This is a genomic window from Nostoc favosum CHAB5714 (assembly GCF_020829495.1).
GTDB lineage: Bacteria > Cyanobacteriota > Cyanobacteriia > Cyanobacteriales > Nostocaceae > Nostoc > Nostoc favosum.
Window position 1 is genome coordinate 89,748 of sequence record NZ_JAIVFQ010000007.1, and the last position, 24,699, is coordinate 114,446.

Genomic DNA, 24,699 nt, shown 5'->3' on the forward strand with positions numbered 1-24,699 from the left:
AAACTTCGCAAAGCCTCCACTTAAGATGTGGCTTTAGCAGGTTCGCAAAGTGTCGTAATTATTTCAGGAATCACCTGATTCAAGTTCCCAGCCCCCAAAAACAGCGCCAAGTCTCCTGGGCGTAGTGTTTGCAGCAAGAACTCACACACTGAGGGTAAAGTTGGTTGATAAACTACAGGAGAATGCTGTTTAGCAATTTCCGCCGCTAGATGTTCACCAGTAATTTGCCCTAAATTGGGTTCACCTGCACTGTAAATATCAGTCAGTACAACCAAATCAGCATGGGTAAAGGAATCGGCAAATTCTTCTAAAAAAGTGAGTGTACGGCTATAGCGATGGGGTTGGAAGATGGCAACCACTCTTTGCCCTGGTCTTGCCTGTAAGCGTGCTGCAGCAAGAGTAGCGCGAATCTCGCTAGGATGATGAGCATAGTCATCGATGAAGGTAATACCATCGACTTCACCCCGGAACTCAAAGCGGCGTCTTGCTCCTTCAAAGGTGGCGATACCTTTGGCAATTTCTCCAAATTCTAAGCCCAAGAGACGACCAACAGCTACTGCTGCTAAGGCATTACTGAGATTGTGCCGACTTAGCAGGCGTAACTTCAACACGCCCAAAGCTTTGCCTCTTTCCCAAACTAGAGCCGTGGTGCCATCAGCACGATAATCAATATTAGTAACGCTGTAATCAGCGTCGGTATCTGAGTATAAGCTGTAGCTAATTGTGGGTTGCAAGCGATCGCGCACTGTGGCACAGTCAATGCTACCTATTAATGTTTTACAACCCTTAGCAAATGTCTGGAAGATGTCAATTACTTCTTCTAATGTATCGTAATGGTCTGGATGATCGAGTTCAATATTGGTGATGATGCCGATCTCTGGAGCGTGTTTTACCAAGGAACCATCAGATTCATCTGCTTCGGCTACCAAATATTGGCTTTGTCCCAATCGAGCATTACCTTCCCAAGCATTGACTTCGCCACCTACTAAAATCGTTGGGTCTAGACCTGCTTCTAGAAGCATATAGCCAATCATGCTACTGGTTGTAGTTTTGCCGTGTGTTCCTGCGACTGCAATACTGTGGTAATCGGCAATTAAAGCTGCTAGTACATCTGAACGGTGTAAAATTGGGCAACCTAATTCCAGCGCTGCTTTGTATTCTAAATTATTCGTGTTAATTGCTGTTGAACAAATGACTTGAGGCAGTTTTGAGTTAGTAGCAGTAGGTAATTCTTCTTGTGAATTTAATACTACTGCATTGGCTAATACCTGAGGGTGAAAGAATTCGAGATTGCTTGCCTCTTGTCTACCAAAAATATGAGCGCCGATAGATTCCAACTTGTGCGTAATGTGGTTAGGACGAAGATCCGAACCTGATACTGGAAATTGACGCTTGGCGAGAACGTATGCCAGAGCAGACATACCTATGCCACCGATGCCAATGAAATGAAATGGTCTACCACTAAAATCTACAGAATTAGTCATTTCTTGCTCCTCTTACACCACACCATAATCACAAATGACACGCGTATCATAACAGGAATTTGATTTTTACCGTAACTGCCCCTTAATCATGTTTATGTTTGATGGTCAGATGATATTTCTGCTCTGGTTTTGCTTGTTCAGAATGATTTTACCTTGGTTAGAGGTTTTTCCTATTTCTGAACTGTTTTTAAGATTATTCTGAAAATTTTGGTCGCATCGGGAAAGAAATTCTTGTAATGTCAAATACATCTTTTTGGCTATCTTACTGGAATTGGCTACATCATACATTGTTAGTGAAGCTGATTTTAAATTGCATCCAGTTTAGGCATGAATTGACTACAATAGTACATTGGTAATGAAACTATTTTTCTAATTGCATAAAATCCACGCATAACTGGATGCAGCAACTAGCAATTTTTGGTGGCACATTTGATCCAATTCATTGGGGACACCTGCTCGTAGCCGAGACAGCTTTGCATCAAGTATCCCTTGAAAAGGTAATTTGGGTGCCATCCCTAAATCCTCCACACAAACAAGCAGCTTTGTTTGAGCATCGTGTGGGTATGCTGCAATTAGCCATAGAAGATAACCCAGCGTTTACTGTCTCACTAGTGGAGGCAAATCGCTCTGGGACTTCCTATGCCATTAACACCCTGATAGACTTATCTGCTTCTTACCCAAATACTCACTGGTACTGGATCGTAGGCTTGGATACTTTCCAAACTTTACCCCGTTGGTACCGTGGACACGAACTAGCACAAATGTGTGATTGGTTAATAGCACCCCGACTGCTAGGTGGTGAGACTATAACTCAAAGCAAATTAATCTGCAAGCAGGTGGAGCAACAACTGAGGGAGCAGTTAATTACCATTCACTGGCAACTCTTAGATATACCTTTAGTAGGAGTTTCGTCAAGTCTAATCCGCAAATTCTGCCGCGATCGCCAGTCAATTCGTTATTTAGTCCCGGAATCGGTCAGATCATATATCACTAACAACAATCTCTACTCGAACAAATCTGAATAAATTATGTGTTTTTTTATTGATCTAACACTTTATCGTTATGAGTGCCCCCCCCCTTTGCGATATGATTGGGGTCAACGATATCAACATATAAGCATAAATACAGAGGGCAAGACACTGTGATTAGAGTTGCAATCAACGGTTTCGGGCGGATTGGACGTAACTTTGCGCGTTGCTGGGTGGGTAGAGAGAATAGTAAAATCGATCTTGTCGCTATTAATGACACATCAGACCCTAGAACCAATGCTCATCTGCTGAAGTATGACTCGATGCTGGGGAAGATCAAAGGTGCTGAGATTAGTGCCGATGATAACTCTATCATCGTTAACGGTAAGACCATTAAGTGCGTATCCGATCGCAACCCAGAAAACTTGCCCTGGAAAGATTGGGGAATTGACCTAATTATCGAAGCAACCGGGGTATTTACTAGCAAAGAAGGAGCGCTCAAGCATGTAAATGCTGGAGCCAAGAAAGTTCTGATTACCGCTCCTGGTAAAAACGAGGATGGCACTTTTGTGGTTGGTGTGAATCATCACGATTATGACCACAACATACACCACATTATCAGTAACGCTAGCTGTACTACCAACTGCTTGGCACCGATTGCCAAGGTGTTGAACGATAAGTTTGGCATCATCAAAGGCACGATGACCACTACCCATAGCTATACAGGTGACCAACGCTTGCTAGACGCTTCTCACCGAGATTTGCGACGGGCGAGGGCAGCAGCAATCAACATTGTACCCACCTCTACTGGTGCAGCAAAAGCAGTGGCGCTGGTTATCCCAGACCTCAAAGGCAAACTAAATGGCGTTGCCTTGCGTGTACCTACTCCGAACGTCTCAATGGTAGATTTCGTAGTTCAGGTTGAGAAGCGTACTATTACTGAAGAAGTTAACCAAGCTCTCAAAGATGCTTCCGAAGGGCCACTCAAAGGCATTTTGGACTATAGCCAACTAGAACTGGTATCTTCCGATTATCAAGGTAGTGATGCTTCTTCGATTGTTGATGCTAGCTTGACTTTGGTTATGGGCAATGACCTAGTAAAAGTTATGGCGTGGTATGACAACGAGTGGGGTTACAGCCAACGAGTTTTGGATTTGGCAGAATTAGTAGCCGAGAAGTGGCAATAATTTGTCATTAGTCATTGGTCGTTGGTCATTAGAAAAATAACAAAGGACAAATGATAAAGGACTATTGACCAAAATGTTGAAATCCCTGGCTAAGACTCAGAACTTGGTCAGGGAATTTTTTTTGTTCATCGTGCAATAGTACTGTTGATCCAGATGTAATGCTGCCTATGATCGCAGCACCTTGACCAAGATGTTGTACGAAGGCTGATGCTAACTCTTGTGGTAAGCACAGCACTAATTCAAAGTCTTCGCCACCGTATAGAGCATATTGCAAGGCTTGCTCTTGTGTCAGCCAATGGTCAAAAGCTGCTGGAATGGAAATTTGTCTGCGTTCTAGCACAGCGCCAACACCACTGGCGCGGGAAATTTGAATAATCGCATCTGCCAAACCATCGCTGCTATCCATACCAGCAGGGGGGAGTTGGGAATCAGGAGTTAAAATTTTCCAAAGGATTGGTAAGACATCTAATCGTGGCTGTGGGCGTTGGTGTGCGCGGATTAGAGCCATCTTTTCCACGTGATTGAGGTCTTGTCCTAATTCGGGGTGCAAGAGCAGTTCTAAGCCAGCTCTTGAGGCTCCATGAACGCCTGTAACGACGATCGCATCTCCCACAACAGCAGTAGAACGGCGGATAATTTGATGAGGGGAAACTTGACCAAAAGCAGTAATTGCCAGAGTAGTCACAGGCGATCGCACAATATCACCCCCAACAATTGAGGTATTGTATTTTTGCAGGCATTCTGTGATTCCCTGGTATAGTCGCTCAACCCAACTTACCTTAACTTCACCGGGGAGTCCCAACCCAACAGTAATTCCCAATGGGGAAGCACCCATTGCTGCTAAATCTGATAAATTGGCAGCAGCAGCCCGCCAACCAGCATCTTCTGGGGAAGTGGTGACATTGCTAAAATGTACGCCATCAACCAGTACATCTGTAGTCACTACTAAAGATTGTCCTGGTGCAGTCACAAGTACTGCTGCATCATCGCCGATAATTTCTGGAGGGCAAAAGCGCTGCAATTTTTCTAAAAGACCTTGTTCACCAATGTCTTTTACTTGTTGAGAAGATAACTCACTGTTCACAATCGGTTTTCCGTGTTGCAAAATTACGAAGAAAACTGATGATTTGCTTTACTGTTTAAGATAAGGGTATCGTCTAGGAGTCAGTTGGGATGGTAACAGCACCAGTAACCAGCATCACGTTTGAGGAGTACTTAACCTATGATGATGGTAACGGTTTTCATTATGAATTGGTGGATGGCAAGCTAGAGCTAATGAACCCACCAACTATTGAACATTTTCTGATTGCCAAATTTCTTGAGCAATTACTAGATGGAGAAATCAAACGTTGCAGCTCACCTTGGCTGTGTTTTCGGGAAAGTGGGGTGAGAACGGGTAGAAATAAATCTAGGTTGACTGATTTGTGTGTAGTGACAGTGGAACAAGCCAGAGAATTGTTGAATGCCTCAGCAGTATTTCAGTCACCGCCGTTACTAATTGTAGAGGTGGTCAGTCCAGAGTCGGTGAAACGGGACTATCGCCATAAGCGATCTGAATATGCGGCCTTAGAGGTTCCTGAATATTGGATTGTAGATCCGCTAGAAGGGAAGATTTCAGTGTTATTACTGGAAGATGGATTTTACGAAGAAACACTTTTTACAGCCACTCAAGAAATTGTATCACGGACTTTTCCAGAATTAGCAATCACAGTTGATCAGATATTCACCGCCGGAAATCTGAATCAGGGGAGACGCGATTAATCGCGTCTGTACAGGAGTTAAGAGTTAGTAATTGTTCTCCCCCTGCTCCCTCTACTCTCTTCTTATGCAGTTTGTGGCTCAACCAGATTTTCTATTCCTTGAATCACAGTTGCCGATTCAATTTTGTCACCTGCCTTCAGTTTATCCAAAACTTCTTTGCCTTCGGTGAGATAGCCAAACACGGCATAGCGACCATCTAATAGGTTGCGTCCGGCGGGGGTGAGTTCTGGTTCAAAGAGGAAGAAGAAGAATTGCGAAGATCCACCATTTACTTCACTTTCGGGACGAGCCATCACCACTGCCCCAAAAGCAGAGAAAGGTAGAACTGGCATATCGATGTAACGACCAGCTTCTTCTAGTGTAATGCCATAGGTAGGTGCTTTATCACCTTCAACTAATACTTCTAAGGGAATAGCACGATATTTGCCCGTTTTTGGGTCAATAAAACCTACGTCTTTGCCAGCAGGATCTCCAGTTTGCAGAAAGTAAGATTCTTCAGAACGGGTAAATTCTAAGCCATTATAAAAACCCCTCTGCACCAAATCTACAAAATTACCAGCAGTGACAGGGGCGCTATAACCATCTACTACAAGGGTCAAATCGCCTTTGTTAGTTTTGATTTCTACAGTGGCACGACCTTTAAGTTGTGGCAGGTTACTGTACTCAGTAGGGACTTCAAAGGGGAATTGTTTCACCATTGACTCTTCTAACTGAGTAACGAGATTCAGAAGTTTGCCTCTCTCTTCCAGAATTTGTTCTTTATCTTTGTTCTTCGCCAATTCTTCCAATTTACCCACCCCAGATTTCAACTCGGTAATCCAAGCTTCGGCTTGGGGTTGGCGTTCTGCGGGAACGCTTGTTAAGATTTGGGAGGGTTTATCGAGAACGCGGGATGCTTTGCTGATGTCCTTGGAAATAGCACTCCACCGCCGATTCGCCCGTAGTTGGGCAGAGATGTCCTCTAAACTGGCTTGTAGTTGCCGTACAGGTTTGTTATCTATCGGGAGTGCATACCGCAACAAAGCCTTGCCGTCGGTAATTGCGTTGCCGGCTGGCAGCGCGGCGCTACTGGAGGGAGTCCACCCAGCTGTAGTTATGCCTAAAAATATTGTTACCAGCAGTATTGCCATTAGGCTGTTCTTCAGCCAGGATTTTAATAAGTTAAGCATGGGATAACTCAAATGCAGCATTAGATTGTTGACTGGACGTAACCCATCAATAATCTTCCCACGTTAAGGGCGGAGGATAAATGACTAATGACTAATACTTCGGCTTACCTCGGCTTCGCTACCTCGACTTCGCTCGGCACAAGTCGGCACAAGTCGCTCAGTACAAGTGACAAATGACTAATGACTAATGAGAAATGCCCAATGACGACCCTAGAAGGGTACAATAAATGCCGATTGTCTTCCAAAATTTGAAAGTTTCATGATCTCCAGTAACGACTTTCGACCCGGTGTTTCAATTGTATTAGATGGGTCTGTATGGCGAGTGCTAGAATTCTTGCACGTCAAGCCAGGCAAAGGTTCCGCTTTTGTACGAACTAAGTTAAAAAATGTCCAGAGTGGCAGCGTGATGGAAAAAACGTTCCGAGCCGGGGAAACAGTTCCGCAAGCCACTCTAGAAAAAAGTACGATGCAGCATACCTATAAAGAGGGCGATGAGTTCGTCTTTATGGATATGGAAACCTACGAAGAAGGCAGATTGACCCGTGCACAAATTGGCGATCGCGTCAAATACCTCAAGGAAGGTATGGAAGCCGAAGTTATTCGGTGGGGCGACCAGGTGCTAGGAGTAGAATTGCCTAAGTCTGTGGTTCTGGAAATTGTACAAACAGATCCAGGTTTAAAAGGTGACACTGCTACCGGTGGCTCAAAACCAGCAACTCTGGAAACTGGTGCAGTTGTGATGGTTCCTTTGTTTATTTCCCAAGGAGAACGCATCAAAGTTGATACTCAGGAAGATAAGTATATCAGCAGGGAATAACTTTCATCTCTATGGAGATGCAAGTCCCGATTGAAATCCCTACATCTGGATTTAATCCCTGCCACACTTAAGATGCTAATTTACGGATAGGTCGAGGTAATAAAAACTGTGCCATTGGACTTTAATGAAATCCGCCAACTACTGGCAACTATCGCCCAAACAGATATTGCAGAAGTGACGCTCAAAAGCGATGATTTTGAACTAACAGTCCGTAAGGCTGTGAGCGTCAGCAATCAGATGTTGTCGGTAGGTCAAGCGACCTTCGGCGGTGTGGTGGGTTCTGGCTCGACATCGGGTTCATCTGGGGGAAACCAGGTGAACACGAGTCAGGTAACGGAGGTGTCCACATCTCGTGTATTTGAGAATACTGGTACTAGCACACAATTGCAGTTGTCAGTAAGTCCTCCCTCAATCATTGACCAGAGATTAGTAGAAGTGCCTTCCCCAATGGTGGGAACGTTTTATCGCGCTCCTGCGCCGGGGGAAGCGGCATTTGTGGAAGTGGGCGATCGCATCCGCAAGGGTCAAACTGTCTGTATCATTGAAGCCATGAAGCTGATGAATGAAATCGAAGCCGAAGTCTCTGGACAAGTAATGGAAATTCTTCTCCAAAATGGTGACGCTGTAGAATATGGTCAACCTTTGATGCGAATTAACCCTGATTAAGTATTAATCTATATATGAAATGAGTCATCCCAAATGAGTCATCGTTAAAACTTCAGTCCTTGCGGGTTAATCCTGATGAAACAAACGTTGCCTTTACCGCCAGAAGTGGTGCAACAAGTAGCTGAATACTTCAGTCTGTTAAGTGAGCCGATGCGCCTGCGGCTGCTCCACTTATTACGGGATGAAGAAAAATGCGTGCAAGAGTTGGTAGAGGCAACACAGACTTCTCAGGCAAATGTGTCAAAACACCTGAAGGTAATGTGGCAAGCAGGTATCCTTAGCCGCCGCAGTGAAGGAACTTGCGCCTATTACCGGGTGGAAGATGAAATGATTTTTGATTTGTGTAATCGGGTTTGCGATCGCCTTGCCACAAGGTTAGAAGAACAAGCCCGTAATTTTCGTGTGTTAAATAGCAAACGGTAATTCTAAAAAAGTTATGAGTTATGAGTTATGAGTTATGAGTTAAAACTTCTCACTCCTGCACAGACGCGATTAATCGCGTCTCTCTTGCACAGACGCGATTAATCGCGTCTCTACTCCTAACTTCTTTAAAGCGAATAATTTTTCTGAAAGCTTTCACGAGTTAGTGGCTGTTGTAACTCTACACCTTCACCACCTAAAACATCCAACGGTTTGCCGTTCACGTCAATGTACACTTTGGCTTTGGGATTTAAAGTTGTCGCAGTATAAACAACTTGTCCTACGCGGCCCATCATTGATGTGCTTCCACCACCACTGGTAAAATCTTCAGATAAATTAACGTGAACTTCGTCATTTTCTGACTTCAGCCCCAAAAGTTTGGTTCCTTTGGGGATAGTTGTGGAATCTGTCCCTTCTGTTGGGCCTGCCAACAAACTTTGGAAAGCTGCTTCTAATGGCTGATTAGGTCGTATTGAAGCGACTCTAACAGGCTGGGGGACTAAAGTAACATTTTTGTCCGTTGGTTTTAGCCAATAAACGTTAGGGGTTTGCTCATTAGCTGGCTGCCTAGTTGATGGCTGTGCTGGCTGTTCGATGCGCCCAGAAGGGTTTGATGGTGTGGGAGTATTGCTGGAATGTGTAGTAAACCAAGCCACACCGCCACCTACGGCTACAACCACTGCTGAGACGGCTGCAATTGCGCCTGAAGAAATACGATTAGATCCTTGTTGGCCTTTCATGTTCAAAACCTTCCTGACTGAGGGCTGATATGGTAGTTATGTGAGGAGCAGCCTGGTTAAGGACGATACTTATAACTGAAGAGTTTCCCGCTACCTGGAGGAGGCGATTATTTTTAATTCTGCAAGTCCCTGATTTAATTTTAGAATTTCTATTTGTAATTCGTCACCTACCAAATTATGTAAATCTCTTTCTTTTTGGAGATGATTAAATTTACAACGCAGAGGAACGCTGAGTAAAACGCAGAGGAACGCAAAGTAAAGTATTGATTCCTCTGCGAAAATTGGGTGTTTAATTTTTTACCTGAATGGCGGCGGTAATCCACTGTTTGAGTGTAGTTGTAACTTCCTCAATGACTATTTCTTGAGAGTTGCGGGTTGCTCTTTCTACAACTTCTACTTTGCCATTGGCGATCGCTCGTCCGGTTACAATTCGATAAGGTATGCCTATCAAGTCAGCATCTTTAAATTTAACTCCAGCCCGTTCGTCGCGGTCATCTAGTAGGGTTTCAATTCCCGCTTGATTGAGTTCTGTGTAAAGTTTTTGGGCGATTTCGATTTGTTGAGCATCCTTAATGTTAGGAATTGTGACGATCGCGTGGTAAGGTGTGATCGCAACTGGCCAAATAATCCCATCTTTATCGTAAGATTGCTCTACGGCAGCTTGTGCTAGTCGTGATACACCTACACCAAAACAACCCATCAATAGCGGCTTTTCTTCACCCTGTTCATTGGTATAAGTTGCTCCCATCGCTTGGGAATATTTAGTACCTAATTGGAAGATGTGACCTGCTTCAATTCCACGGGCGCTGAAGAGAGTTTGTTCTGGGTTATGGATGGCGCGATCGCCTGGTCTTGCTTTACGTATATCTACTACTAACCTTGGCAGCTTAAAATGCTCACCCCAATTAGCACCAACTACGTGATAGCCAGCTTCATTCGCACCTGTAACAAAGTTTTTTAAATCAACGGCTGTTTGATCCACTAAGCGCAAAAACTTGGGATGGATCTGTTTATTGGCGTTAATATACTCATCTGCGATGTCTGGCGCAATGTAGCCTAAAGGTAGAGATTTAGCTGTCCATGCTTGCTGGGCTTCTACATTTGGTACATTCAAACTAATAATAGTTTTAGCGCCATACTCAGGAGCTAATTTGGTCAATTCATTTTGCAATTTGACTTCATTAACTTCCTGATCGCCTCGAATGCTCACCAGAACTAATACCGTTATACCATTATCATAAACTGTCTGATAAAGGACATTTTTCACTAATTGAGTGGGAGAACAGTTGAGGAGTTGACAAACCTTTTCAATCGTCTCTGTTCCAGGTGTATCGCGTTTCTCGTAGGTTGTAAACCGTGAGGTTTCGGCGTCAATTGGTAAAGAAACAGCTTTTTCTACGTTAGCGGCATATTTACCATCTTCAGTGTAGAGAACTTCATCTTCACCAGCTTCTGCCAAAACCATAAATTCTGTGGAACCAGAACCGCCAATTGCACCAGAATCAGCTTCCACTGCCCGAAAAGCTAAACCAGAACGCCGCAGAATATTACTGTACGCTTTATACATATCCTGGTAAGTTTCTTTGAGGCTGGCTTCATCGGCATGGAAGGAGTAGCCGTCCTTCATGATAAACTCCCGTCCGCGCATTAAACCAAAGCGGGGACGAATTTCATCACGGAATTTGGTTTGAATTTGGTAGAGGTGCAGTGGTAGCTGGCGATAAGAGCGAATCATATCACGAGCGATCGCTGTGATTACTTCTTCATGAGTTGGGCCTAATCCTAATTGTTGCTCACGGCGGTCAATTAGGGAAAACATGATCCCCTCAGCTTTCGTGTAAGTGTCCCAGCGTCCCGATTCTTTCCATAAATCAGCCGGTTGTAATTGTGGTAGGAGACATTCTTGTGCGCCTGTAGCGTTCATTTCTTCCCGCACAATCTGGGAAACTTTTTGTAATACCCGCCACATCAAAGGCAAATAAGCATAAATACCACTACCGATGCGACGAATGTAACCTGCACGGAGTAATAACTTATGGCTAGGAATCTCAGCATCAGCCGGATCATCCCGCAGTGTAACAAATAACATTTGTGAAAGTCGCATCGTTTAATCCCTTTCCATAATCACTAATTTGTTTATAAACCACTTGGCGATTAGAAATCGCGGCCACACAAACTCTCGTCTGCCTGTGCGGACTAAGAAGGCATCTTAGTTTTTGAACTTGCGTGGTGTGCGATCGGCATCTTACAGCCGTTAAGATGTGGCATGATATAATCTTTGCAACTATTTAATCTAGGTCTAGGTTATGAGTGCTTTGACATTAAAACTAGACACCGTTCACCTGAGTGACGAACAATTTTATCACTTATGTCAAAATAACCGCGAATTGAAATTTGAACGCACTGCCAAGGGAGAATTAATCATCATGTCCCCCGTTGGAGGTGAAAGCGGCAATCGAGAAGCAGATTTAATTATTGATCTGGGAATCTGGAATCGGCAAACTGGCCTCGGTTACACTTTCAGTTCTTCTACTATATTCAAATTACCCAATGGTGCTGACCGTTCCCCAGATGCCGCTTGGATTCAACGAGAACGTTGGCAAACACTCACACCTGAACAAAGACGCAAATTTCCCCCCATTGCACCCGATTTTGTCATTGAATTAAGGTCAGCAACAGATGATTTGGAAATGTTGCGTTCCAAAATGCAAGAATATATGGATGCAGGCGTGCAATTGGCATGGTTAATAAATCCCCAACAACAGCAAGTGGAAATTTATCGCCAAAAACAAGATGTGGAAGTGCGAAATCTGCCCACACAATTATCGGGTGAAAATGTATTACCAGGATTTAGCTTGAGTCTATCCTGTTATTAAGATTTGCAAGTGCCGCTAAACCTCCACTATCTGCCCATACTTTCCATAGCAGCAGAAAATACTCTATAAGTATGCGTAGGTGCGCTTCGTTAAAAAAACCTGCTTAGGCAGGTTTTGTTTGTGTAGCTGCGACTTCAATCGTCAGGGTATCTTATACCATTTCTTTGTGAGGCTGCGCCAAATTTTCTTTCTTTCTTTGTGTCCTTTGCGCCCTTTGCGGTTCGTTTTTCTTCCTTATACTTCAGTCCTAATATGGTTTAGCGCATCTTCATACAGAATTGGTATTACAGCCGCTAAGATATCTTAAAAGAAATAACCACCAGGCGATTAAAATTGCAGCCTCTTTAGGAGAAACTACCTTGGCAGATGTAATTTATCAAGCACAGCCACCCTTAGAATTTATTCCTCCGGCGTTTAACCCCTTATTTTTACGAGTTGTGCATCTGTTGCTACCCAGTTGGATAAACTGGCAAACAGCTATTACCCAAATTGAAGCAGACAACGTAGAGGTTCTGGTGGATCTCTATCGCCAATTTCAAGAGGGTAAGATCCGTTTTATGCTGGCATTTCGCCATCCTAAAACAGACGATCCGTTTTGTTTGACCTACTTGCTGTCTCAACTCGTGCCAAAGGTAGCACGATCGCAAGGTACAGCACTACAACTTCCGATTCACGCTCATTTTATCTACGATCGCGGCATTCCTCTATGGGCAGGTTCCTACGTCGGCTGGATTGCTTCTCGTTTAGGTGGGACTCCGATTCAGCGAGGTAAGGCTGACTGGACGGGGTTACGTTCGGCGCGTGACTTGTTTGCCAATGGGAAATTTCCGATGGCTGCTGCGCCAGAGGGTGCAACCAATGGTTTATCAGAGAATATTAGCCCCCTAGAACCTGGTATCGCCCAATTAGGCTTTTGGTGTGCTGAAGATTTGCACAAAGCTGGACGCGACCAACAGGTACTAATTGTACCAGTTGGGATTAAATATAGTTACGTTGATGCTCCTTGGGATGCAATCGCAAATCTTTTAAGCGAATTGGAAGCGGCTAGTGGTTTACCTGTGAATGCACCAGAAAATGCTTCTATAGAGTCGCTTTATCCGAGGTTGTTGACTTTGGCAGAACATTTACTTTCGTTGATGGAAAAATTTTACACGCGCTTTTATCATCTAAAGCTGCCAGATATGAAAACAGTAGTAGGTAAAATTGAAGATAGAAATGAAGCGTTGGCAGTTCGTTTGCAAGCTTTATTGAATGCGGCGCTATTAATATCAGAACAATATTTTGATTTGCACTCAAAAGGTACTTTGAGTGACCGATGTCGGCGGGTAGAACAAGCTGGGTGGAATTATATATTTAGAGAAGATTTTAAGGATGTAAAAGGAGTATCTGCTGTAGAGAAAGCTTTAGGCGATCGCGTTGCAGAAGAAGCGAATGCGCGAATGTGGCACATGCGGTTAGTAGAAAGTTTTGTGGCAGTTTCTGGTAATTATATTCGGGAAAATCCCACAGCAGAAAGGTTTGCTGAGACGACTTTAATTTTATGGCAAATGATTGCTAAAATTAAAGGCAATAAAACTGTACAGCGTCCACAATTGGGTAAGCAAAAAGTCAAAATTACTGTGGGTGAACCCATATCTATTTCTGAGCATTACCCGGCGTATAAGCAAAATCGTTTGGGTGCTAGACAAGCTGTTGCTGATGTAACGAATGATTTACAGCACGCATTGGAAGCATTGATTTGATTAAGAGGGTAATATTTCAAGTTCCTGGATCAGCTTGCTTCAGAAATAATTAAATTATCTTCTTGAAAAATGATTTTCTTAAGTTTGTAAGATTGCATCATCTACCTCATTATATTTGTCTGTCTTACACGGATATTACTCAGGCAATTCGTCAAAGCGTTCGCGGTAATGCTGTAACAGATGTTCTGCTAATTCGTGTTGTTATCGTTCCTGTTCAGCACGAATACTTTCCTGTTGTGCAAGTTTTTCTGGAGTGGGAAATCTATTACCTTGCTCATCAAATATGAATAAACTTCCTCTGACTTCACATTAAGAGAATACCAGTATCAGTATCAGAGGTAAACTAGCAAAAATACTCAATTCTATTTAATATAAAAAATCATTATAGCACGTATACTCGCTATAATAGGCTTGACATAAAAATGCTATTGATTGATTATGAATAATATTAGTATATCTAATCTTGATGATGATATTAAATCTCGTTTAAAAAAACGAGCCGAAAAACATGGTCGTTCCCTCGAAGAAGAAGCCAAAGAAATTCTTCGTATGGCTCTAATAGAAAATCACGAACAGCCCTTAAACTTAGCTAATATGATTGAGCAGCGTTTTGCAAATTTGGGAGACTTTGAATTACCAGAAATTCCTAGAGAACCTATTCGCACCGTATCAACATTTGAAGAATGATTATTCTTGATACAAATGTTTTGTCAGAATTAATGAAGCCTAAAAAGCCTGAACTAGTTCGTAGTTGGGCTGCTCAACAATCGTTAATGAGTCTGTTTACCACAACAATCACTCAAGCAGAAATTCTGTATGGTATCGCCTTACTCCCTCCCGGAAAACGGCGAGAAGAACTTAGTCAAGCAGCACAATTGATGTTCTCAGAAGATTTTGCTGGGCGTGTTCTTCCTTTTGATCAAGCTGCTGGCTGTAGCTTTTGCTAATATTGCGTCTCAAAGAAGACACAATGGTACTCCTATTTCCCAAGCTGATGCTCAGATTGCAGCTATTTGTTACACCCATAGAGCAACCATAGCAACACGCAATTTCTCTGACTTTGAAGGGTGTGGTATTTCTATTATTAATCCTTGGGAATTTCCAAGGAGATAGAAGCTATACTCGATAATTGGGGTGGAGCGTAGACGCGCAGTGCCTTACAGCTACGGAAATTTTTATAAGTGCTGCTTATATTTGGTATTACTAGCAGTGCAGCAGTTATAACTTAGCCGATCGCAGTTTGACAAGGGTGCTATATAGATGATACTTACAACAAATAGGGGTAAAAATTTTACCCCTACAAACTTGCGTATTATTTTAAGAATAGCTAGAGAAGATTATTACTCTGTTAAGTGACTTTCTAGCAAAGATGCGATCGCTTCAGGGTGAATATTCTTGTATTTCTTTTTACCAAGGTGTAAAACACAGTTGGGGGCGCTGCTACAGCATTTTTGGCAACTAGTATGTTCAATGGTAACTTTGTCTAACAAACCGCGATCGCACAAAGTTTTTTCTAATTCTGATAATAACCCTTTACCACCACGCTTGAGGCAACCGCCCTTTTGACATACCATAATCCTCGCTTTGGTTTGAGGCGGTAAATCTTGCTTTGGACACGCATCAATTGGTGTCACCCGATAGGCTTTAATTTTTATTTTACTTGTGCGCGAATCTACCTTACTATGGCCACAAACGCGAATTTGCTGGCCAGGAACTAAGGATGAACTTAGTAAACGGCGTAACTCTTTAGGCAGTTTAATTTCCACATTTCCAGATGGAACCGCCAATTGTAAGTACTTATATTTTCCTGGTTCACCACCAATAAAACCTAGTAACTGTCCCTCAAGATTCAATTCTGATAACGTCAAATACTTGTCACCCATGATTGATAAAAAGTTAGGAATTAGGAGTTAGGAGTTAGGAGTTAGGAGTTAGGAGTGAGAAGTTAAGAATGAGGAGTTAGGAGTTAAAATTCATAACTCATAACTCATAACTTACAACTCATAACTCTTAACTCTTAACTCCTAACTATTTTTATGCGAGTCGTTTAGCTTCTACAGTTTGGGGTAAATTTGCTGTGTCTGGCAAATCACGAAATTCTAATTCCCAACCATTTGCTAGGGTGAGAACCTTGCCATCATTTCCATCGGTTTGTTTGACGACTTCTTCTTCAAGGTCTTTTTTCGCAACGTAAACTACTAAAGTACCGGCGTCATTCATGCGTAGCATTACTTTCATGAGATTCCTCAACAGATTCTAGTTCTTTTTTCTTACAGCCGACGACGAACCCTGTTTCTAAGAAATGCACAGCATATATATAGGAAGTCTGCAAATATGTGCCTATACTCGCTATGTAGCCGATATCTCCTTTGTTCACTAAAACTTGCCCAACTTCTTTACCAGGAAAAGTACCATCGTTCTTGAGCAGTTTCCGAACTCTGACTTTTTCACCAATTTCAAAAGCAGGTGGTAAGTTTAGCTCTAATTCATCACGTTGCATGAGAGTACCTCTGTTCTCTGACCAAATTCAATAGTTCTTCTGTCGTCAAACTGCGTTTTTTCTGTACCGATTGATGGCGCACTGCGTCTAAAACAGATTGGGTTTCTTGGGAGTTCAAGAAAATGCCATGCTGTTCTAGCAAGTTTGCAACCAAATGCCGTCCAGAATGTTTACCTACTACTAAACGTCGTTCCCAACCCACTTCTTCAGGAGCAAATGGTTCATAGGTGATGGGGTTTTGCATTACTCCGTGAGCATGGATGCCAGATTCGTGAGCAAAGGTATTTTCGCCAACGATCGCTTTCCAGGGTGGTACACTAGCACCTGATGCATCAGCAACTAGTTGAGACAGTTCCAGCAAACTGGGAGTGTCGATGCCCAAATCAACGCCATAGATGCGTTTGATAGCCATGACAACTTCTTCTAAAGCTGCATTTCCCGCTCTTTCACCCAATCCGTTGACTGTGGTATTCACTGATAAGGCTCCGGCTTTGATACCCGCAAGGGCATTAGCAGTTGCCATACCAAAATCATTGTGGGTGTGGATTTCTAGGGGAATCATCAAAGCTGAAACCAGCCGTTTGACCTTGGTGTAGGTGCTGAAAGGGTCGAGAACTCCTACGGTGTCGCAGAAGCGGAACCGGGATGCACCCCATTCTTGGGCATAAAGCGCTACATCTAAAAGGAAATTTTCATCAGCCCTGGAAGAATCTTCTCCGCCGACTGCTACCCAAAGACCTTGATCGACGGCGAAGCTGATACAGTCTTTGAGTTTTTGCAAACTGACTCGCCATTGACCGTGGAATTTAGCGGCGATTTGGATACCAGAGACGGGAATGGCAATATGCACCCGGTTCAGTCCGCAAGCGATAGAAGCCTTAATATCTGAGATGACAGCGCGGTTCCAGCCCAGGAGTTTTGCTTGTAAACCCAAGGCAGAAATTGCGGCGATCGCTCGTGTTTCTTCATCACCCATTGCCGGTATACCGACTTCTAATTCGGGTATACCAATGGCATCGAGAAATTTAGCGATCGCAACTTTTTCTTCTAGGGTGAATGCAACACCTGCTGCTTGTTCGCCATCACGTAAGGTAGTGTCATTAATTATGATTTGATTCATTGCAAATATCCCTCTCTTGGAAGTATTCTTAATAACCTTTCTCTCTACAATTCCCAGCGATGGTAAATGCTAAAAATATCACAATTCATAATCTAGGATACATGATCCTTAATTATTGACCGATTAGTAGCATCACATCTGTATGGCAGGGAACTAAAAACATGTATAATTTACTAATCGTTTTTACCGATGTCATTTGAAATTTCTTCGATTAGCAATGAACTGATATAGCTATTAGCAAATCCTGAACAAAGTAAAACACAGAATCCAGCAATTAAGGATGTAATCATCTTAGTAACCTCAGATTTTTTAGAGCATTGGTGTGTAATTTCGGCAGGTAATGGTACTCAAAGCTAAAGGGTTCAAATAAGCTAACTTTGTTCTGCTAGCCAGTCAAAAATCTTTCCTAGCTGCTCCAAGTCAACTAAACCATACTGCCAGAGGAGCATCGGTAGTGGCCCATTTTCTAATTCACGGTGTCGCAGAGCTACAGCAATATCAGCATTTGAAAGTTCAAGTTCATTGTGCAAAAAATTCAGAAGTTTTATATCTCTGTTACGAGTCGCCATAATTGATTGAACTTTCAATTTCTTAATTTGGAAAGGAATTAAAAATCAGAAATTCCCAGTCTTGTTTGCTAATTTAACCTTTGTAATTGTCGCTAGATGTCAGGAAAATTTTAGATTTAGCAGACTGGATAAAATCTAAAACTCGGTTAATCTCCCTCAGTCTGCAACAAATTCTGTTAGCGTACAGTAGCTTCAACTTCTAAAGCTATTCGAGCTTTGTGCATCTATGAACAAAGAGGGGAGTGGGGTATGAAAAACTTTTCATTTGTACTCAGGACTCATCACTGTAAAGCCAGCAACGCTCTAGCCACTCTAATAATTCGTGACGAGAAGCAAGAAATTGCATAACTGTACTGCGAATTAGAATTACTTCGAGCAAATTGTTGACTTGCACTCGTAAAGAACCATCGGGGGGACAGGAACTCTTAATTTTTAACTCTTGCAAACGGTGGTAGATTCGCCAGCGATCGCTCAAAGGAATCTGCAAAACTTGATCACCTAAAGGGTCGGAATTAAGTTGTGAGCCGTTTAATTTTCTCATTTTGGCAGTGGGTAGATGAGGGGGATGAGGAAGATGAGGGAGATGAGGGAGAATAATTACTAACTTCTAACTCTTGTACAGACGCGATTAATCGCGTCTCTACTCCTAACTCTTGTACAGACGCGATTAATCGCGTCTCTACTCCTAACTCTTGTACAGACGCGATTAATCGCGTCTCTACTCCTAACTCTTGTACAGACGCGATTAATCGCGTCTCTACTCCTAACTCTTGGTCTTAAAGCTTGCAGTTGTTTTTCGAGTTCTTCAATGCGCGAGAGCAAAGAACGAATCACGGTTGCTTCCATATCAGGTAGCTTTCCATGTTCTAAAGGAGAAAGGCTGGCGTTTTCATTCCGGGAAATAATTCGACCGGGAACTCCCACAACTGTGCGATCGCTGGGGACATTCTGCAAGACAATGGAACCTGCACCAATACGGACGCGATCGCCAATTTGCAGATTACCCAAAACTTTCGCACCCGCCCCAATCACTGCATTTTTTCCCACTGTGGGATGACGCTTACCAGTTTCTTTACCAGTTCCGCCAAGGGTGACGCCTTGGTAAATCAGTGTATAGTCGCCGATGATCGCAGTTTCGCCAATGACAACGCCCATTCCGTGGTCGATAAACACGCCCTGACCAATCTCTGCACCTGGGTGAATTTCAATTCCCGTCAAAAATCGCCCCAAATGAGAAATTAAGCGGGGGATAAAACTTACACCTCGACAATGTAACCAGTGAGCAAGACGATGCAAACATAGCGCGTGCAATCCAGGGTAGCAAAACACCACTTCTAGCCAATTACGTGCTGCTGGGTCGCGCTCAAAAATAATGCGAAAATCACTCAATAATGGCTCTAAAAAAACGCCAGAGAGGAAATTTTTCAGCATGGATGTATGGGCAGAATCCTGCGTTTTGGTAGTCTGGCGTAGGCGCAGCCCGTCGTAGACATCGCTAATACTATCTAAAGACTGTTGCATCGGTAATGTCTATCTGGTAAAAGAGCCATCTGCTATTTTTATGCTTATATCAGGCGACTTCCAACTCGATAGAAAACCCAATGCTGATTGGATTTATTGGATTGATTAAGGTTGTACTCAAACGCCACAACCCCGACTCAAGATAAACTTAAAATTTGTCTTGGGTTAGGGGCGCTAGTATTTAATGATAGGGGTACTAGTATTTTTGGGGTAGGGTTTAAGAATTTCTGTGTTCGCTACAAGAAACTTTACCTGTAAGCTTTCGCAAATATTTCATCAAAATATTTTGCAATATATTAAGCTGTACTCAGATGCACTCAAATATAATTTGGATGAGGCTACAAATCAATATTCTGTATCTCCTATTACTATTAGTATCTTATTATTTGGATAGGCGAATGACAGGTTTCTTTATTTTCTTTTAGGATTTCCTGTCTGTATGTATATATACCTTTCAAAATATAGTTATCGCTCATAGTGAATATCTTATTATATAGATGTGTTGAAAAAAAGCATTTCAATAAGTGCAAATATACCTGCTTGCCGAATTGATAATTACTAAACTGTTTCCTGTTAATAATGACTCATTACTAACTTTGGCTACTTTCATTATTTTTTTAATTGTTCTAAATAAACAGCAACCTCTATCATAATGCTGTTACATCTTTGTTAAGAATAGTTACAACTTCTTAACACAAGGAAATTTTTCTTATGGCAGTCTCACTTGAGAATAATGCATCACATCAGGTTGTTATCGTTGGTGGTGGTTTTGGTGGACTGTATGCAGCAAAGGCTCTGAATGCAGCGAATGTAAATGTTACTCTCATTGATAAACGTAACTTTCACCTATTTCAGCCGCTTTTATATCAAGTTGCCACAGGTACACTATCACCTTCTGATATTTCCGCACCATTGCGATCTGTATTTAGCAAAAGCAAGAATACAAAGGTATTGTTGGGAGAAGTAAATAATATTGATCCAAAAGCGCAACAAGTTATTTTGGGTGATGAAGTAGTACCTTATGATACATTAATTGTCGCCACAGGTGCGAACCATTCCTATTTTGGTAAGGATAACTGGGAAAAAGTAGCTCCTGGCTTGAAAACTGTGGAAGATGCCATAGAAATGCGTCGCCGGATATTTGGCGCATTTGAAGCAGCAGAAAAAGAAACTGATCCAGAAATTCGCCGTGCTTGGTTGAGTTTTGTGATTGTAGGGGGTGGCCCGACTGGTGTAGAATTAGCAGGTGCGATCGCCGAGTTGGCATACAAAACTCTCAAAGAAGATTTCCGCAGCATCAACACTTCAGAAACGAAAATTTTACTATTACAAGGGGGCCCTCGCATCCTCCCACACATTGCGCCAGAGTTATCGAAATCAGCAGCAGTATCTTTGCAAAAGTTGGGTGTGGAACTCCACACTCACACCAGGGTGACAAATATTGAAGGTGATATCGTTACTTTCAAGCAAGGCAATGAATTTACAGAAATTACCTCAAAAACTATATTGTGGGCAGCAGGTGTCCAAGGTTCCCCAATGGGGAAAGTCTTAGCAGAAAGTACAGGTGTAGAGTGCGATTACTCTGGGCGTGTAATTGTAGAACCTGACTTGTCTATCGAGGGTTATGACAACATTTTCGTAATTGGAGATTTAGCTAACTTCTCCCACCAAGATAGTAAACTCTTACCTGGTGTTGCACCCGTAGCTAAACAACAAGGAGAGTATGTAGGTAAACTAATTCAACGACGGCTTAAAGGTCAGACTTTGCCACAATTTCATTACAACGATGTGGGTAGTTTGGCGATGATTGGGCAAAATTTAGCTGTTGTAGATTTAGGCTTCCTCAAACTCACAGGTTTCCTTGCTTGGGCATTTTGGCTATTAGTTCACATCTACTTCTTAATCGAGTTTGACACCAAATTACTAGTTGTATTTCAGTGGGCGTGGAATTACATCACTCGTAATCGTCGCTCTAGATTGATTACAGGTCGAGAAGCTATTGTAGAACCAAAAACTGTTAACAATAGGGTGCAACAGCCTTCTGTGACACCTCTGTAACTTCAGGTATCACAGCATTACTCAACGATGGTACAAGGGGCTATTGGAGTGATGAGTGCCGTGTGGTGGCAAATCTTGGGCGAAGATTAGCTGTTCCAGGAAAAGAATATGGGGATGAGATACCGCCCTAAGCAATTTTGGCAATTTGGCATTTCATGACTTCGAGTTGCAGTTTCAATGGAGATATCAACACAAAACAAAATTGTTATTGAACCGGGGGACTTATATCATGTCCGACTTAATACTTATGTCATTGCGAGCGGAGCGTGGCAATCCCAAACCGCAAGCGAATTGCTTCATTTCACCAGATACCTCTCGCCGTGGAAGCCCCCGGATTTATCCGTGGGGGAAAGGCGTAGGCGAATTTATTCGCCGTCAAATTAATCTGAAACACTGTATGAATATCCATCTTTTTTGTGAATTGATGTACAAAATCTGTGACTGATGCCAGCAACTCTCCCCCCCTTAGTAGCAATATCAAAACTACCTGTTGCCCGACATAAGACACGCCCAACATATTGCCCAACCTTTTTTCCAGAAGTGACAACAGCTTTAACAATATCGCCAGTGCTAAAGCCAAAATGGATTTGTTTATTTGTGCGATGACGACAAGGAATCCCGAATTTATCCGTGCCACACATCTGTCTATTACCATGACCATTTGCTGTAATTAACAATGACTTAATCCCTTTAATAATCAATTTAGGTGTTGATTTACCAACACACGCTGCATCTATCCAATGCTTCTTTTCTAACTTCTGCTGACTTCGATTGAATTTAGTTAATCCGCCGGAGCCTATTTCTACTGGTAGCCCAGTTGCTTTTAAAACTTCCAGCAATGCAAGTCTGGTTGTGTTTACTGCGGCTGCATCAGCTAATGGTCTTTTTGCTTGTTTGAAGATTTTTTCTAACCTTGTAAGGTCTTTTTTAAGGAAATCTTTGATATCTTTAGTCCCTTTTTTCGTATTACATTTCTCGCAACTTAAGGTCAAATTTGTAATGGAATTGCTACCCCCTTTGGCTCTAGCATGAATGTGTTCTACCTGTAGTGGAATATCCTTTATCCCACAATATGCACATTGTCTATCCCACTTTTCTAGCAAGTATTCTCTAGTTTCATAACCAGCAAGTGTGCCTTGTTGATACTCTTTACCTTGGATATCTGGATTACACATTAATTGCATATCAAAGCGTACTAATTCTTGGCTGATAGCTCCAATTGGTGAAAGTCTACATAACCTTTCAACCCATGTCTTGATATTTTCAATCCGACTTTGTAGACTCGGTACTAACCATCCTTTTGGACGTATTCGATTTAAAAATCTGGGTTGTCTGTAACGAGTTTTACGGTTCCTTCTGCTACGTCTTAATTGTCTTCTAGAGGTTAAAGCATCTCTAATAGCAGACCCTCTATGCTTTAATTCTGCTGCAAAAACTACTTCCCCAGTATTATCGTTAACTAATGCAACTCCTGTATATTTTGCACCTGGGTCAAGCTTTAATCTAAATGGTTCTATTGTTGCATCCGGTCTAGATTTTTTGAGAATAATAGTGAACGGAAATTGGCAATATATTGCGGCTTTTTTGTTTCTTAGTAATTGTCTAGCTTGTGCTGAGTGGATTGGGTTTAATGGTCTTTTGTCTGTATCCAAAACGAATACTTTGCACATAAGTGCCTCCTTTCGGGTAATGTTAGCTTCTCCCAAGGGGAGACGCTGCGCGAACGACAATGTTAGAGGTCGGTACTTTCCAAACAGCACTTCTTTAACCCATTAGAGATGTTTAACTGTTCGGTTTTAGAGCAGAGAACTAGCTACGCATTCTCTGGTAAGTCTTTCAACACTTGCCTCTAACGTAGTTCGGTTAAGAACTTAGTCTGGTCAGATAAGCTTTTTCAAGCCTCCGGCTTTAGCCGTGGGGTTTCTGACAAATATACTCGGCGCGATCGGCAACTAAACGCCGCAATTCTGCATTAATATATGGACGAGACATTTTGAATACTTACTCCGCGCTGATATACTGACGAGCTTTTGCTTTTGCTAGTAGCATAATATGCTCTAGCGTGAGGAAATGATCTAATTCTCGCTGGTCACTTCCTGTAAGACCCTCAGTTTTTGCCCGATAAACGAGATCCTCTAAACGGTCTTTGGCTGCATCCGAGAGTTTAAAATCGATAACGCTTTGGGGAGTGGTGCCAGCAGCAATAAAGTCTATAATTTCGTCGTAGACTTTGGTAGTATTTACAGATGTAGTCATGAGATTACCTCTTTTTATTTAATTTTACTGATTTACAACGCCACTTTTAATGACTTTCCTAATGTTTTTGGCTCTGGTAGAGTTTCATCGTCAGCCAAAGACGATTCAATCAGCATCTCTAGCACTTGTTGAGCATTTTTTAGAGCGCCTTTGTAAGTCTCCCGGTGAGTGTGGCAAAATTCTCCCCATTCAGTAAGACTGACAACAAAACACTCATTTTCATCAGACCATTGAATAATTATCGTGAATATTTAGCTAGAAACAGAAAAAGTAACCTAAACTAAAATGAAAATAACCTGCTACTAAATCTGAAAAAGTATGGTTAACACCTATGATGAAATCTTCGATGCTGCATTGTCATTACCTCCAGGATTAAGAGCAATGCTTGCTGAACATTTGTTTAAAAGTCTGGATGCTGAAAATCAACTAGAAATTGATCCTCTGTGGGCGGAGGAAGCAGAGAAAAGATTTCAAGCTGTTGAACAAGGCGAAGTTACTCTAATTTCTGGTGAACAGGTGTTGCGAGAACTGCGTTCCAGGAGTAAGTAATGGCTTATGATTTTCATCCTGATGCCAAACAAGAATTAGATGATGCTGTTGCTTACTATGACAATATCAGCCGCGAGATGGGGGACGCATTTCTTGCCGAAGTTGAACGCGCTATCAGTCGTATTGAACAGTTTTCAGAAGCATGGACTCAATTATCAAAGAATACAAGACGCTGCCGCGTAGCTAGTTTTCCTTATGGAATAATTTATGGCATCAGAGAGCAGCAAATTTTGATAGTTGCAGTCATGCACCTTCAGCGTCAACCAAATTACTGGACTAATAGAATCTGATATGCC

Annotated in this window: 28 protein-coding genes and 1 pseudogene; 14 read left to right on the forward strand and 15 right to left on the reverse strand. The window is 42.4% G+C overall.

All coding sequences use genetic code 11. The features are described from left to right. Nucleotides 1–20: 20 nt before the first annotated feature. Nucleotides 21–1,484 (reverse strand): UDP-N-acetylmuramate--L-alanine ligase, encoded by a 1,464-nt coding sequence (murC, locus tag LC586_RS07580; protein ID WP_229483977.1) that lies wholly within the window; start codon nucleotides 1,482–1,484, stop codon nucleotides 21–23. Between the two features lie 398 nt (nucleotides 1,485–1,882). Here murC and nadD point away from each other — a divergent pair, with 398 nt between their 5' ends. Further along, nucleotides 1,883–2,509 carry a nicotinate (nicotinamide) nucleotide adenylyltransferase gene (nadD, locus tag LC586_RS07585; RefSeq protein ID WP_229483978.1) on the forward strand — a complete coding sequence of 209 codons (627 nt, stop codon included), beginning with the start codon at nucleotides 1,883–1,885 and terminating at the stop codon, nucleotides 2,507–2,509. Nucleotides 2,510–2,625: 116 nt separating this feature from the next. Continuing rightward, nucleotides 2,626–3,639 carry a type I glyceraldehyde-3-phosphate dehydrogenase gene (locus LC586_RS07590; protein WP_229483979.1) on the forward strand — a complete coding sequence of 338 codons (1,014 nt, stop codon included), beginning with the start codon at nucleotides 2,626–2,628 and terminating at the stop codon, nucleotides 3,637–3,639. A gap of 61 nt (nucleotides 3,640–3,700) precedes the next feature. Here the strand turns inward: LC586_RS07590 and thiL are convergent, their stop codons facing one another. After that, nucleotides 3,701–4,723, reverse strand: a complete 1,023-nt coding sequence (gene thiL / locus LC586_RS07595; RefSeq protein ID WP_229483980.1) for a thiamine-phosphate kinase — start codon at nucleotides 4,721–4,723, stop codon at nucleotides 3,701–3,703. An 89-nt stretch (nucleotides 4,724–4,812) separates the two neighbouring features. On the opposite strand from thiL, the gene LC586_RS07600 reads away from it, so the two are divergent. Continuing rightward, on the forward strand, nucleotides 4,813–5,400 hold the full coding sequence (locus LC586_RS07600) for a Uma2 family endonuclease (RefSeq protein WP_229483981.1): 588 nt from the start codon (nucleotides 4,813–4,815) through the stop codon (nucleotides 5,398–5,400). A gap of 62 nt (nucleotides 5,401–5,462) precedes the next feature. On the opposite strand, the gene LC586_RS07605 is transcribed toward LC586_RS07600, so the two are convergent. Then, the gene (locus tag LC586_RS07605) at nucleotides 5,463–6,569 is read right to left on the reverse strand and encodes a peptidylprolyl isomerase (protein ID WP_229483982.1); all 1,107 of its coding nucleotides are present in this window, start codon (nucleotides 6,567–6,569) and stop codon (nucleotides 5,463–5,465) included. 259 nt (nucleotides 6,570–6,828) lie between these two features. On the opposite strand from LC586_RS07605, the gene efp reads away from it, so the two are divergent. From efp to LC586_RS07620, 3 genes are all read left to right on the forward strand, one after another. Beyond that, nucleotides 6,829–7,386: an elongation factor P gene (efp, locus tag LC586_RS07610; protein WP_229483983.1), complete on the forward strand. Its 558-nt coding sequence runs from the start codon at nucleotides 6,829–6,831 to the stop codon at nucleotides 7,384–7,386. A 108-nt stretch (nucleotides 7,387–7,494) separates the two neighbouring features. Then, nucleotides 7,495–8,052: an acetyl-CoA carboxylase biotin carboxyl carrier protein gene (gene accB, locus LC586_RS07615; protein ID WP_229483984.1), complete on the forward strand. Its 558-nt coding sequence runs from the start codon at nucleotides 7,495–7,497 to the stop codon at nucleotides 8,050–8,052. Between the two features lie 75 nt (nucleotides 8,053–8,127). After that, complete coding sequence (locus tag LC586_RS07620) at nucleotides 8,128–8,475, forward strand: ArsR/SmtB family transcription factor (protein WP_012407243.1); 348 nt, start codon at nucleotides 8,128–8,130, stop codon at nucleotides 8,473–8,475. Between the two features lie 125 nt (nucleotides 8,476–8,600). Here the strand turns inward: LC586_RS07620 and LC586_RS07625 are convergent, their stop codons facing one another. After that, nucleotides 8,601–9,212, reverse strand: coding sequence for a GerMN domain-containing protein (locus tag LC586_RS07625; RefSeq protein ID WP_229483985.1), 612 nt, complete (start codon nucleotides 9,210–9,212; stop codon nucleotides 8,601–8,603). Between the two features lie 289 nt (nucleotides 9,213–9,501). Then, nucleotides 9,502–11,316, reverse strand: coding sequence for a proline--tRNA ligase (locus LC586_RS07630; RefSeq protein WP_229483986.1), 1,815 nt, complete (start codon nucleotides 11,314–11,316; stop codon nucleotides 9,502–9,504). Nucleotides 11,317–11,518: 202 nt separating this feature from the next. On the opposite strand from LC586_RS07630, the gene LC586_RS07635 reads away from it, so the two are divergent. From LC586_RS07635 to LC586_RS07655, 5 genes and pseudogenes are all read left to right on the forward strand, one after another. Next, a complete protein-coding gene (locus LC586_RS07635) occupies nucleotides 11,519–12,088 on the forward strand; it encodes a Uma2 family endonuclease (protein ID WP_229483987.1) in 570 nt (189 codons plus the stop codon). A gap of 359 nt (nucleotides 12,089–12,447) precedes the next feature. Next, nucleotides 12,448–13,830: a lysophospholipid acyltransferase family protein gene (locus LC586_RS07640; RefSeq protein ID WP_229483988.1), complete on the forward strand. Its 1,383-nt coding sequence runs from the start codon at nucleotides 12,448–12,450 to the stop codon at nucleotides 13,828–13,830. Between the two features lie 62 nt (nucleotides 13,831–13,892). After that, nucleotides 13,893–14,117: a hypothetical protein gene (locus LC586_RS07645; protein ID WP_229483989.1), complete on the forward strand. Its 225-nt coding sequence runs from the start codon at nucleotides 13,893–13,895 to the stop codon at nucleotides 14,115–14,117. A gap of 151 nt (nucleotides 14,118–14,268) precedes the next feature. Further along, nucleotides 14,269–14,517, forward strand: coding sequence for a FitA-like ribbon-helix-helix domain-containing protein (locus LC586_RS07650; protein ID WP_229483990.1), 249 nt, complete (start codon nucleotides 14,269–14,271; stop codon nucleotides 14,515–14,517). Beyond that, nucleotides 14,514–14,943, forward strand: a pseudogene (locus tag LC586_RS07655) (type II toxin-antitoxin system VapC family toxin). The gene LC586_RS07650 and the pseudogene LC586_RS07655 overlap by 4 nt, the downstream one beginning before the upstream one ends. Nucleotides 14,944–15,170: 227 nt before the next feature. On the opposite strand, the gene LC586_RS07660 reads toward LC586_RS07655, so the two are convergent. The 7 genes from LC586_RS07660 to cysE all read right to left on the reverse strand — a co-directional run bounded on the left by LC586_RS07660 (nucleotide 15,171) and on the right by cysE (nucleotide 19,540). Continuing rightward, a complete protein-coding gene (locus tag LC586_RS07660; protein ID WP_229483991.1) occupies nucleotides 15,171–15,713 on the reverse strand; it encodes a (2Fe-2S) ferredoxin domain-containing protein in 543 nt (180 codons plus the stop codon). Between the two features lie 151 nt (nucleotides 15,714–15,864). Next, on the reverse strand, nucleotides 15,865–16,068 hold the full coding sequence (gene nifT, locus LC586_RS07665; RefSeq protein ID WP_100900485.1) for a putative nitrogen fixation protein NifT: 204 nt from the start codon (nucleotides 16,066–16,068) through the stop codon (nucleotides 15,865–15,867). Further along, on the reverse strand, nucleotides 16,043–16,330 hold the full coding sequence (locus tag LC586_RS07670; protein ID WP_012407236.1) for a nitrogen fixation protein NifZ: 288 nt from the start codon (nucleotides 16,328–16,330) through the stop codon (nucleotides 16,043–16,045). The genes nifT and LC586_RS07670 overlap by 26 nt, the downstream gene beginning before the upstream one ends. Further along, entirely contained in the window at nucleotides 16,320–17,450 is a 1,131-nt protein-coding gene (gene nifV, locus LC586_RS07675) for a homocitrate synthase (RefSeq protein WP_229483992.1), read from the reverse strand. Before nifV ends, LC586_RS07670 begins: the two co-directional genes overlap by 11 nt. Nucleotides 17,451–17,821: 371 nt before the next feature. Continuing rightward, complete coding sequence (locus LC586_RS07680) at nucleotides 17,822–18,019, reverse strand: DUF2949 domain-containing protein (RefSeq protein WP_109012176.1); 198 nt, start codon at nucleotides 18,017–18,019, stop codon at nucleotides 17,822–17,824. Between the two features lie 271 nt (nucleotides 18,020–18,290). After that, nucleotides 18,291–18,560: an Asr1405/Asl0597 family protein gene (locus tag LC586_RS07685; protein ID WP_229483993.1), complete on the reverse strand. Its 270-nt coding sequence runs from the start codon at nucleotides 18,558–18,560 to the stop codon at nucleotides 18,291–18,293. 59 nt (nucleotides 18,561–18,619) lie between these two features. Beyond that, a complete protein-coding gene (gene cysE, locus LC586_RS07690; RefSeq protein WP_438822877.1) occupies nucleotides 18,620–19,540 on the reverse strand; it encodes a serine O-acetyltransferase in 921 nt (306 codons plus the stop codon). Nucleotides 19,541–20,251: 711 nt separating this feature from the next. Here cysE and LC586_RS07695 point away from each other — a divergent pair. Next, entirely contained in the window at nucleotides 20,252–21,598 is a 1,347-nt protein-coding gene (locus LC586_RS07695) for an NAD(P)/FAD-dependent oxidoreductase (RefSeq protein ID WP_229483994.1), read from the forward strand. Between the two features lie 380 nt (nucleotides 21,599–21,978). Here LC586_RS07695 and iscB read toward each other — a convergent pair whose 3' ends face one another. The 3 genes from iscB to LC586_RS07710 all read right to left on the reverse strand — a co-directional run bounded on the left by iscB (nucleotide 21,979) and on the right by LC586_RS07710 (nucleotide 24,105). After that, nucleotides 21,979–23,268 carry an RNA-guided endonuclease IscB gene (gene iscB, locus LC586_RS07700; RefSeq protein WP_229484059.1) on the reverse strand — a complete coding sequence of 430 codons (1,290 nt, stop codon included), beginning with the start codon at nucleotides 23,266–23,268 and terminating at the stop codon, nucleotides 21,979–21,981. Nucleotides 23,269–23,599: 331 nt separating this feature from the next. Beyond that, complete coding sequence (locus LC586_RS07705; protein ID WP_229483995.1) at nucleotides 23,600–23,854, reverse strand: hypothetical protein; 255 nt, start codon at nucleotides 23,852–23,854, stop codon at nucleotides 23,600–23,602. Nucleotides 23,855–23,886: 32 nt separating this feature from the next. Continuing rightward, nucleotides 23,887–24,105: a type II toxin-antitoxin system HicB family antitoxin gene (locus tag LC586_RS07710; protein WP_229484060.1), complete on the reverse strand. Its 219-nt coding sequence runs from the start codon at nucleotides 24,103–24,105 to the stop codon at nucleotides 23,887–23,889. A gap of 67 nt (nucleotides 24,106–24,172) precedes the next feature. On the opposite strand from LC586_RS07710, the gene LC586_RS07715 reads away from it, so the two are divergent. Together LC586_RS07715 and LC586_RS07720 are read left to right on the forward strand one after the other, a co-directional pair. Further along, nucleotides 24,173–24,403 carry an addiction module protein gene (locus tag LC586_RS07715; RefSeq protein WP_229483996.1) on the forward strand — a complete coding sequence of 77 codons (231 nt, stop codon included), beginning with the start codon at nucleotides 24,173–24,175 and terminating at the stop codon, nucleotides 24,401–24,403. Then, nucleotides 24,403–24,693 (forward strand): type II toxin-antitoxin system RelE/ParE family toxin, encoded by a 291-nt coding sequence (locus LC586_RS07720; RefSeq protein WP_229483997.1) that lies wholly within the window; start codon nucleotides 24,403–24,405, stop codon nucleotides 24,691–24,693. Before LC586_RS07715 ends, LC586_RS07720 begins: the two co-directional genes overlap by 1 nt. Nucleotides 24,694–24,699: the final 6 nt, after the last annotated feature.